Source organism: Candidatus Magnetaquicoccus inordinatus, assembly GCF_004217665.1.
GTDB classification, from domain to species: Bacteria; Pseudomonadota; Magnetococcia; order Magnetococcales; family Magnetaquicoccaceae; genus Magnetaquicoccus; species Magnetaquicoccus inordinatus.
Genome location: NZ_RXIU01000137.1, coordinates 1 through 9,785, shown reverse-complemented (window position 1 = coordinate 9,785; position 9,785 = coordinate 1). Strand labels below are relative to the sequence as shown.

The following is a 9,785-nucleotide window of genomic DNA, read 5'->3' as shown; positions in this document are numbered from 1 at the left end:
CCAGTATTTTCTTTCGACAATGTCATGAAAGATTGGTCTGTGATCCTGACCCAACTGGCAGAATCACCGCGAAAACGTAAGCGACAAATGGCTGTATCGGGGAAAACATGTTAGCGCATATGGGGTGATGACCTTGCTGATGGCGGCCACGCCTCTGGTGATGCAGGGGTGTCAGTTGCCGTTTCAGGATGCTGCCTTTGTTCTGGAGTGGCATGTTTTGGGGATGTTTTTACCCTCCTTTTTTACCGGCACGCTGATTCAGAGATTTGGGGTTATAGCAGTTTTGCTTGCGGGAGGGGTGATCAATCTGTTGTGCCTTTTGATTGCCTGGTCTGGGGTCAGCCTGGCCCATTTTTGGGGCTCTTTATTGTTGTTGGGTATTGGCTGGAATTTTTTGTATATTGGTGGCACCACCCTGCTGGCTTCAACCTATCTGCCGGAGGAGAAGGGCAAAGCTCAGGGTTTGAATGAGCTGTTGGTCTACAGCGCCCAGATGTTTGCCTCTTTTGCTGCCGGATGGCTGGCAGCGCGCGGAGGATGGCAGAGTTTACAAGCGATTGCCTTGCCGGTGATCATTCTCTCTTTGTTGGCCACACTGTGGCTGCAGAGAGTGCAACAAGCAACCCCACTTTCCAATTTTGCAGAACCGCCCAGGAGCCTATGATGGACAGAATATCTTCTCTGCCGATGCCGATGCTTCTCTATGGTACAGCCTGGAAAAAGGAGCGCACGGCGCAGTTGGTGGAACAGGCGTTGCGGTGCGGATTTCGCGGTATTGATACCGCCTGTCAGCCCAAACATTATCATGAGCCTGGGGTGGGTGCGGGGATGGCGGCTTTTGCGCAGGGAAAGCTTTCCCGTTCTGAGCTCTATCTGCAGAGCAAATTTACTTCGCTCAGTGGCCAAGATCCACAACGGCTTCCCTATGATCCTGATGCGGAGTTGGCCGAGCAGGTAACAGAGTCGCTGCACAGTTCCTTGCGCAATCTGGGCACAGAGTATCTCGATTGTTTATTGCTGCACTCCCCCATGCCGACCATACCGCAAACGCTGGAGGTGTGGCAGGCGATGGAAGAGTTGGTCGAACAAGGGAAGGTGCTCTCTTTGGGTATCAGCAACTGTTATAATCCTCGTTTGTTGGAATATCTTTGTGCCACGGTACGGATCAAGCCGCAGGTGTTGCAGAACCGTTTTTATGCTGCGACCGGATATGATCGGATTATTCGCGCTTTTTGTGTAGAAAATACCATTCGTTATCAAAGCTTTTGGACCTTGACCGCCAATCCCGATCTGTTGGGGCATCCTTTAATGGCAGGCTTGGCAGAGCGTTATGGCAAGAGTCGGGCACAGATTTTGTTTCGATATTTGACCCAGGTAGGGGTGACACCTTTGACAGGCACCACCTCGCAGCGGCATATGCAGGAGGATTTAGAGATCTTCTCTTTCCAGTTGCGCGAGGAGGAGTGCCGGGAGGTGAGTCAACTGTTGGCTTGAGGGGGAGAGAGCTGCGATCAGGTTGCTGACGGCTGTGGTTTGTTAGGTGCCGTCATCCCAACTATTCAGAAAGTTGGCCAACACATCACCATGACATGCTTTTGGCTTGCAGAAGCAACCCAAGCGCTTGCCGGCAAGTTTATACACCTCGGATTTATTTTTATTGGGAAATTTGTCATATGTAAAATCATATTCATATTTTCTGATTACCTCTTCCCTGGATTCACCTTCTGCATACATGGCATAGGGGTTACCCCAATAAGAGCCTCTGCCAATATATTCATACTCTGGGGTGCGGGTTAGATTTTTATAATCTGTTTCGATCTTTATGTTTATAGCTCTTGTAATTTTAACAACAATCTGTCGTAAAACAACTCCAGCTTCGCGCAGGCGAGCAACATCATTGGCAAATACGGTTTTATCATCAAATATGATTGCATGCGACACCTCTGCGGGTTGCCACACTTTTTGTGCAAAGGGTACATTTTGTACCTCAGAGAAATATTTTTTGATCAACAGATTGGGATCGTGTGGAAAAACCACCATAAAATCATCCAGGTTTAACAGGATATGAGCAACCTTTCGGGAAAATTTGGAGTAACAGTTAAACTCCGGCGGATAAAGAATCAGAACGCTGTTCATCTCTATAGATGGTTGATTACGGAAAATTCTATGGTTGTTGAAAAAAAGTTACGCCTCCTCCAGCTCTACCAGAACACCACCCATACTTTTAGGGTGCAAAAAGACCACCGGTTTGCCATGGGCGCCTCTCTTCGGAGAGGGATCCAACACCTGCATTCCCTGCTCTTGTAAGCGCTGCACCGCCGATGTGATATCCTGAACCTCATAACAGATATGGTGCATCCCCCCGGCCGGATTGCGGGCGAGAAATTTGCTGATGGGAGAGTTGTCGCCCAAGGGAGAGAGCAGCTCCACGTTGGTATTGGGCAGACGGACAAAAACCACGGTCACAGCAAACTCGGGCAGATGTTGCGGCGGATCCACCTGGGCTCCCAGAATCAGCCGATAGGTGTTGACCGCCTGCTCCAGATCGGCAACTGCCAACGCCACATGATTCAAGCGACCGATCATCGCAATCTCCTTAGCAGATAACTATTCAGGTTGGTGCTGGCTCGCCAGCTCTACCCCCATGGGGATGCTGTGCGCATTGGCGCAAAAAAGCGCGCCAATGCGCACAGCTTGCTTCCATTAGGCGCTTAAGCCGACGCAAAAAGCGCGTCGGCTTGTTGTGAAAAGCGCGCCAAAAGCACAAAACAAAACCCCAGAGGCTCCGCCTCTGGACTCCGCCAGGGAGGTGCCCTCCCTGGACCCGCAGTTGTTTTGGGTGGTGAATAGTTACCTTAGCGAAAGGTAAAGAGGACAGTCTCATTTTCCACCGTCTCACCGGCACGGACATGTACAGTGGCGATGATGCCATCCCGCTCGGCACAAAGGGTGTTTTCCATCTTCATCGCCTCCAACAAACATAAAATCTGTCCGGCAGTGACCTTTTGTCCTTCGCTGACCATCACCCGACTGACCAAACCGGGCATCGGTGTCACCACCGTTTTCATGCTATCCTGACGGCTCTTTTTGGGCATACGCTGTGCCAGTTCATGCAGCCGGTGCGAACGGACCGCCGTTTTGACCCGCCGCCCGCCCTGGGTCAGCAGATAACCGGAGTCACGGCGCTCTATCTGTACCGTGCGACTGACTCCCGCAATCACAAAGGTAGCCAGACGCATGCCGGGTCGATAGGCTTCAGCCACCTCCAAAAGGGTGCCATCGGCCAGTTCAATGCGATCAAAGCCGGGGCTGTGGGAGACGCGCAGGCTGATGGTCTCCTGTGCCACCGTGACCACCCAATCATTGGTTTCGGGCAGGGGGGCCAACAGGGCCTCTTCAGCCCGCTCCAGACAGGCGGCAACGATGGCAAAAAAACGTACCGATTCCGCATCCAAGGCGGCACCCTGAAAGCCCTCAGGATAGTGCTCGGCAATGAAGCTGGTGGTCAATTGCCCTTCAATAAAGCGTGGATGGGCGAGCAGGGCATTCAAAAAGTCGATATTATGTTTGGGGCCTTCAATCAGATAGCCATCCAGTGCCTCGCGCATACTGGCAATGGCCGTTTGCCGCGTCTCCCCCCAGGTGATCAATTTGGCGATCATCGGATCATAATGGATGGAGACCTCGCTGCCAGCAGTAACGCCGGTATCGACACGCACTCGTGGGCTTTCTGCTGGCGGCTGATGCTGTACCAGTCGCCCACTGGAAGGGAGAAAGTTGGCATAGGGATTTTCGGCATAGATGCGACACTCCACAGCCCAGCCATTTAATGGCACATCCTCCTGGCGCAGACGCAGAGTCTCGCCGCGGGCAATGCGAATCATCTCCTCAACCAAATCCAGGCCGGTGATCATCTCGGTGACCGGATGCTCCACCTGCAGGCGGGTATTCATCTCCAAAAAATAGAAATGCCGCTCGGCACCGACCACAAACTCCACGGTACCGGCTGAGACATAGCCGACTGCTCTGGCCAACACCAGCGCCTGTTTGCCCATTTCAGCACGCATTTCGGCATTCACAAAAGGCGAGGGGGCCTCTTCAATCACCTTTTGGTTGCGGCGCTGGATCGAACATTCACGTTCGTTCAACCAGATGCCATTGCCCTGTTGATCACAGAGAATCTGGATCTCGATATGGCGGGGATGTTCGATAAATTTTTCGATAAAGACGCGATCATCCTTGAAATAGGAGCGTCCCATATTGGCAGCGGAGCTCCAGCCTTCGGCCGCTTCACTATCGTTGCGGGCGATGCACATCCCTTTGCCGCCACCACCGGCAGAGGCTTTGATCATCACCGGATAGCCCACTTCCCGAGCGATGGCGACAGCAGCTTTGGCGTTGGCGACCGCTTCCGGGTGCCCAGGAATGGTGTTGACCCCGATGGAGCGAGCCAATTTTTTGGAGGCAATTTTATCACCCATGGCCAGGATGGCCTCGACTCCAGGACCGATAAAGGTGATCCCCCGTTCCTGCAAGGTGCGGCAGAAGGCGGCATTTTCCGATAAAAAGCCATATCCGGGATGGACGGCATCAGCGCCACTCTCTTTGATGGCGGCAAGAATATGCTCGACATGCAGATAGGAAGAGGAGCTGGCAGCCTCGCCGACCCGCACCTTTTGCTCAGCCAGTCGGGTATGCAGGGCATCTTGATCGGCATCCGAATAGATGGCCACTGTGGCAATACCCATACGCTGGGCGGTTTTAATGATCCGGCAGGCGATTTCACCCCGGTTGGCAATCAAGATCTTGCGCATGACACCATTCCTATAAAGGCAGGTTGTCGTGTTTTTTCCAAGGCAAACTCAACTGTTTGCCCTCCAGGGTCTGCAAACCACGAATCACCCGCATGCGGGTATCGTGGGGCATGATCACATCATCGATAAAACCTTTGCGTGCGGCGATAAAGGGATTGGCAAAATTGGCGGCATAGGCGGCGGTTACCTCTTTCAATTTGGCTTCCGGGTTGGCAGAGGCTTTGATCTCATTGCGAAAGATGATCTCAGCCGCCCCTTTTGGCCCCATGACCGCAATCTCGGCGTTGGGCCAGGCATAGTTGAGGTCGCCGCGCAAATGCTTGGAGGACATCACATCATAGGCTCCTCCATAGGCTTTGCGGGTGATCACCGTCACTTTGGGCACGGTTGCTTCGGCATAGGCAAACAATAATTTTGCCCCATGTTTGATGATGCCCCCCAACTCCTGTTGCAGCCCAGGCAAAAAGCCGGGTACATCGACAAAGGTGATCAAGGGAATATGAAAGCAGTCGCAAAAACGCACAAAACGGGCCGCCTTGATCGAACTGGCAATATCCAGGCAGCCAGCCAGGACCATCGGTTGATTGGCGATGATGCCGACACTGCGCCCATCCAGGCGCGCCAGGCCGATAATGATATTTTTGGCATATCCCGCCTGAATCTCCATAAAGTCGCCGTTATCGACCACCTTGGCGACCAGCTCCTTCATGTCATAAGGGCGCTGTGGATCGTTGGGCACCAGATTGTCCAGTGAATAGATGCGGCGTTTGGGATCATCTCCGCTGTCGATACGGGGCGGAGTATCGCGGTTGCTGGAGGGTAAAAAGGCCAGCAACCGTCGCAACTGCTTGAGCAGAACCAGATCATTTTCATAGGCAAAATCGGCAACACCGGAACGGGTGCTATGGGTGACAGCTCCCCCCAACTGTTCGGCACTGACATCCTCATGGGTGACCGTTTTTACCACCTCCGGTCCGGTCAAAAACATGTAGGAGGTATCTTTGACCATCATGATAAAATCGGTCAGGGCAGGGGAGTAGACCGCACCACCGGCACAAGGGCCCATGATGGCAGAGATTTGCGGGATCACCCCGGAGGCCAAAACATTGCGTTGAAACACCTCGGCATAGCCCGCCAATGAGGCCACACCCTCCTGAATACGCGCTCCTCCCGAATCATTCAGGCCAACCACAGGCGAGCCAACCTTCATGGCCATATCCATGATTTTGCATATTTTACGTGCATTGGCTTCGCTCAGCGAACCACCAAAGACCGTAAAATCCTGAGAAAAGGCAAAGACCCGACGACCATAGATCAAGCCGACACCGGTGACCACACCATCACCGGCAATATGGTTTTCATCCATGCCAAAGTCGGTACAATTATGTTCGACAAAAAGATCCATCTCCTCGAAGGAGCCAGGATCCATCAAGGCTTCCAAACGTTCACGGGCGGTCAATTTGCCACGGGCATGTTGGGCATCGATGCGGGCCTGCCCACCACCCAAACTGGCACCGACTCGTAACATCTCCAGACGATCAATAATATCCTGCATGATTTACTTCCTTGCGTTGGCAAAACAGTGCAACAGTCGTTCGGCGGCCTCAATGGGGCCCAAAGCGCCTTGGGCGACCAGCTTTTCCAATTCCGGGGCCAATTGTGCCACGAGACTATCAGTATGCAACTGCAGTCGCAATCCCTCATAGACCCGTTCCCACATCCAGCGCGTAGCTTGCGCCTGGCGTTTTTGTTGCAGCGCACCCTGTTCCTGCAACAAGCGCTGAAAACTTTGTAACGCCGCCCATAAGCTGTCGATCCCCTGTTCGTGCAGGGCGCTGGTCAGCAACACTTGCGGCTCCCAGAGCGGATTTTTGCGCTGCAACAGGTGGATTGCCTGACGTACCTGGGCTGCGCTGTGGGCTGCCAGCTCCTGCCAGGGAGGATCCGCCTTGTTGATGACGATAATTTCCGCCAGCTCCATGATCCCCCGTTTGATCCCCTGCAGCTCATCGCCGCCATTGGCCAGCAGCAACAGCACAAAAAGATCGACCATCCCCTCCACTTCGGTTTCGCTCTGCCCGACTCCGACGGTCTCCACCAGCAGCAGATTAAAGCCAGCCGCCTCCAGCAAACGAATGGTCTCGCGCGTGCGCCGTGCCACTCCGCCCAAGAGGGTTCCGGCGGGGCTGGGGCGAATATAGGCGTTGGCCTGCTGGCAGAGACGAGGCATACGGATTTTGTCACCGAGAATGCTGCCACCGCTCAGTCGCGAGGAGGGATCCACACTCAACACTCCGACGCGCCTACCTTGGGCCACCGCCTGCATACCCAAGGCTTCGATCAAGGTGCTTTTGCCCACCCCTGGAGCGCCGCTGATGGCAACACGCAGACTCTCTCCTGCAGGCTCCTCCAAGGCGGCGAGCAGACGGCTTGCCTGTTCTGCATCCTCAGGGCGACAGCTTTCGAGCAAGGTGATCCCTTTGCCGATGGCCCGTCTGTGGCCTTGGCGAATCGCTTGCGCCAGATGCTGCCAATCCTCTTTCATGGGTGTTGGGCAGCAAGACGCTGTTCAAGCAGCTCCAGGAGCTCAGTTGCCGCCTGGAGTGCCGATGAGCCGGGACCAAAGATTGCTGCCACTCCAGCCTGTTGCAGAGGGGGAAAATCCTGTTCGGGGATCACGCCTCCTGCCACCACCAACACCTCCTCGGCGCCCTCCTGGCGCAAGGCGTGGATGATGGCGGGAATCAGAGTCAAATGGGCTCCGGCCAAGGTGGAGACCCCCAGCACATGCACATCATTTTCCACTGCCTGGCGTGCTGCCTCTTCGGGAGTCTGGAACAGGGCGCCCATATCCACATCAAAACCGGCGTCGGCGAAGGCCGAAGCGATCACCTTGAGGCCGCGATCATGACCATCCTGTCCCAGTTTGACCATTAAAATGCGTGGGCGTCGCCCCTCTCTGCTGGCAAATACTGCCACTTTGTTGCGTAATTCCTGCCACACCGGCTCCTCCTGCCATGCGCGACCATAGACGCCCGCCAAGGGGGTCAAAGCCCGCTGATGTCTGCCATAAACCTCTTCCAAGGCTGCACTGACCTCGCCCACAGTGGCGTGTGCCGCCACGGCAGCGATGGTCAACTGCAAGAGATTGCCACTCTCCTCACGGGCCGCCCGGCTCAAGGCAGTTAACGCCTCCTGCACAGCAGAGCTCTGTCGAGTGGCCTTGATCTGGGCCAAACGCTGCAATTGTGCTTCGCGTACCGCATGGTTATCCACCACCAACAGTTGCAACGGCTCCTCCTGCTGCTCCAGTTGGTAGCGGTTGACCCCGACAATAACCTCCTGTCCCCGATCGATTCGCGCCTGTTTCAGTGTAGCCGCCGCTTCAATGCGGCGCATGGGCAAGCCGTTGGCAATAGCCTGCACCATACCACCAGCGCTATCGATCTCCTGCATCAATGTCCAGGCTTGTTCCGCCAGATCGTGGGTCAGGCTCTCCATCATGTAGGATCCACCCCAGGGATCGATCACATGGGTCAGATGGGCTTCGCTTTGCAGGATGATCTGGGTGTTGCGGGCGATGCGCGCCGAGAAGGGGCTGGGCAGGGCAATGGCTTCGTCGAGGGCGTTGGTATGCAAGGATTGGGTACCGCCAAACACGGCAGCCATGGCTTCGATGGTGGTACGGATCACATTGTTATAGGGATCCTGGCTGGTCAGGGACCAACCGGAGGTTTGACAATGGGTACGCAGTTGTGAAGAGCGGGGATCTTTTGGCGAATAGGCGGCCATGATCCGCGACCACAACAGACGGGCGGCGCGCAGTTTGGCAATCTCCATATAAAAATTCATGCCGATGCCAAAAAAGAAGGAGAGGCGTGGCGCAAATTGATCGATAGCCATGCCGCGTGCCAAGGCGGTTTCCACATAGGCTTTGCCATTGGCCAGGGTATAGGCCAGTTCGAGAGCAGCATCGGCCCCGGCCTCCTGGATATGATAGCCGGAGATGGAGATCGGATTAAAGCGGGGCATATGCTCTGCGGCATAGGCGATAATATCGCCGACAATGCGCATCGAGGGGGCCGGAGGATAGATATAGGTGTTGCGGACCATAAACTCTTTGAGAATATCATTCTGGATGGTGCCGCTTAATTGTGCTTCGCTGACCCCCTGGGCGCGGGCGCTGACGATATAGCCGGCCAGAATCGGCAAAACGGCGCCATTCATGGTCATGGAGACGGAGATATTGTGCAGAGGGATTCCGGAGAAGAGTATTTTCATATCCTCCAGGGAGTCAACTGCCACCCCAGCTTTGCCCACATCGCCGACCACCCGTGGATGATCGGAGTCATAGCCGCGATGGGTAGGCAGATCAAAGGCGACCGAGATGCCTTGACCTCCGGCGGCCAGAGCCTGCCGATAGAAGGCGTTGGACTCTTCGGCGGTGGAAAAGCCTGCATATTGGCGGATGGTCCAGGGGCGTTGCGCATACATGGTCGGGTAGGGACCGCGTACATAAGGAGGCAGACCCGGCAGACCTATCTCCGGCAGGGCACGTTCCTGCAGATCGTGGGGGGTATAGAGTGGCTGCAGAGGGATGCCTTCTGGAGTTTGCCACTGCAGGGAGGTGGGATCTTGGCCGCGCAGAGCCGTTTTTGCCTGTTTTTGCCACTCTTCCCAATGGGGATGAGCGGACGAGGAGGATTCTGGAGTGGACATAGGAAGAGCTTCCTTGCCAAAAGTGGAAAAATCATCCGACTGCTGCCCGCATCCCCCCTGTTAGGCTGGTGCAGCACTCTTTGGCGTTGAGGGTACGAGCTTAAGCGCATCATTTCAAGGCGCTATCATATTTGCCAGCACTCTTTCTGCTCAGGGCAATCGCATTTGAAAATCAGAAAATTATTATGGAGGTCCAGGAGGAGATTATCTCCTCCTGGTGGGTGCAGGGCAAAGCCCTGCTGAAAATGTGCG

8 protein-coding genes are annotated in these 9,785 nt (G+C 54.9%); 2 read left to right on the top strand and 6 right to left on the bottom strand.

Annotation, left to right across the window (positions count from 1 at the left end):
- Nucleotides 1–124 precede the first annotated feature (124 nt).
- The gene (locus EJP87_RS10590) at nucleotides 125–664 is read left to right on the top strand and encodes an MFS transporter (protein WP_338140535.1); all 540 of its coding nucleotides are present in this window, start codon (nucleotides 125–127) and stop codon (nucleotides 662–664) included.
- Entirely contained in the window at nucleotides 661–1,494 is an 834-nt protein-coding gene (locus EJP87_RS18830) for an aldo/keto reductase family protein (RefSeq protein ID WP_130471843.1), read from the top strand. The genes EJP87_RS10590 and EJP87_RS18830 overlap by 4 nt, the downstream gene beginning before the upstream one ends.
- Nucleotides 1,495–1,536: 42 nt before the next feature.
- On the opposite strand, the gene EJP87_RS10580 is transcribed toward EJP87_RS18830, so the two are convergent.
- The 6 genes from EJP87_RS10580 to scpA form a co-directional block, all read right to left on the bottom strand.
- On the bottom strand, nucleotides 1,537–2,136 hold the full coding sequence (locus tag EJP87_RS10580) for a DUF4326 domain-containing protein (protein WP_130471842.1): 600 nt from the start codon (nucleotides 2,134–2,136) through the stop codon (nucleotides 1,537–1,539).
- 48 nt (nucleotides 2,137–2,184) lie between these two features.
- Nucleotides 2,185–2,586 carry a methylmalonyl-CoA epimerase gene (mce, locus tag EJP87_RS10575; RefSeq protein WP_130471841.1) on the bottom strand — a complete coding sequence of 134 codons (402 nt, stop codon included), beginning with the start codon at nucleotides 2,584–2,586 and terminating at the stop codon, nucleotides 2,185–2,187.
- Between the two features lie 269 nt (nucleotides 2,587–2,855).
- Nucleotides 2,856–4,814 (bottom strand): acetyl/propionyl/methylcrotonyl-CoA carboxylase subunit alpha, encoded by a 1,959-nt coding sequence (locus tag EJP87_RS10570; RefSeq protein WP_130471840.1) that lies wholly within the window; start codon nucleotides 4,812–4,814, stop codon nucleotides 2,856–2,858.
- Nucleotides 4,815–4,824: 10 nt separating this feature from the next.
- Nucleotides 4,825–6,369, bottom strand: a complete 1,545-nt coding sequence (locus EJP87_RS10565) for an acyl-CoA carboxylase subunit beta (RefSeq protein ID WP_130471839.1) — start codon at nucleotides 6,367–6,369, stop codon at nucleotides 4,825–4,827.
- Between the two features lie 3 nt (nucleotides 6,370–6,372).
- Nucleotides 6,373–7,359 carry a methylmalonyl Co-A mutase-associated GTPase MeaB gene (gene meaB, locus EJP87_RS10560; RefSeq protein ID WP_130471838.1) on the bottom strand — a complete coding sequence of 329 codons (987 nt, stop codon included), beginning with the start codon at nucleotides 7,357–7,359 and terminating at the stop codon, nucleotides 6,373–6,375.
- Nucleotides 7,356–9,533: a methylmalonyl-CoA mutase gene (scpA, locus tag EJP87_RS10555; protein WP_130471837.1), complete on the bottom strand. Its 2,178-nt coding sequence runs from the start codon at nucleotides 9,531–9,533 to the stop codon at nucleotides 7,356–7,358. The genes meaB and scpA overlap by 4 nt, the downstream gene beginning before the upstream one ends.
- Between the last annotated feature and the right edge of the window lie 252 nt (nucleotides 9,534–9,785).

What these genes read in the sequence shown, in the direction of transcription:
- EJP87_RS18830 (WP_130471843.1), top strand. Translation starts at nt 661, where the DNA reads ATGATGGACAGAATATCTTCTCTGCCGATGCCGATGCTTCTCTATGGT.
- EJP87_RS10580 (WP_130471842.1), bottom strand. Translation starts at nt 2,136, where the DNA reads ATGAACAGCGTTCTGATTCTTTATCCGCCGGAGTTTAACTGTTACTCC.
- mce (WP_130471841.1), bottom strand. Translation starts at nt 2,586, where the DNA reads ATGATCGGTCGCTTGAATCATGTGGCGTTGGCAGTTGCCGATCTGGAG.
- EJP87_RS10570 (WP_130471840.1), bottom strand. Translation starts at nt 4,814, where the DNA reads ATGCGCAAGATCTTGATTGCCAACCGGGGTGAAATCGCCTGCCGGATC.
- EJP87_RS10565 (WP_130471839.1), bottom strand. Translation starts at nt 6,369, where the DNA reads ATGCAGGATATTATTGATCGTCTGGAGATGTTACGAGTCGGTGCCAGT.
- meaB (WP_130471838.1), bottom strand. Translation starts at nt 7,359, where the DNA reads ATGAAAGAGGATTGGCAGCATCTGGCGCAAGCGATTCGCCAAGGCCAC.
- scpA (WP_130471837.1), bottom strand. Translation starts at nt 9,533, where the DNA reads ATGTCCACTCCAGAATCCTCCTCGTCCGCTCATCCCCATTGGGAAGAG.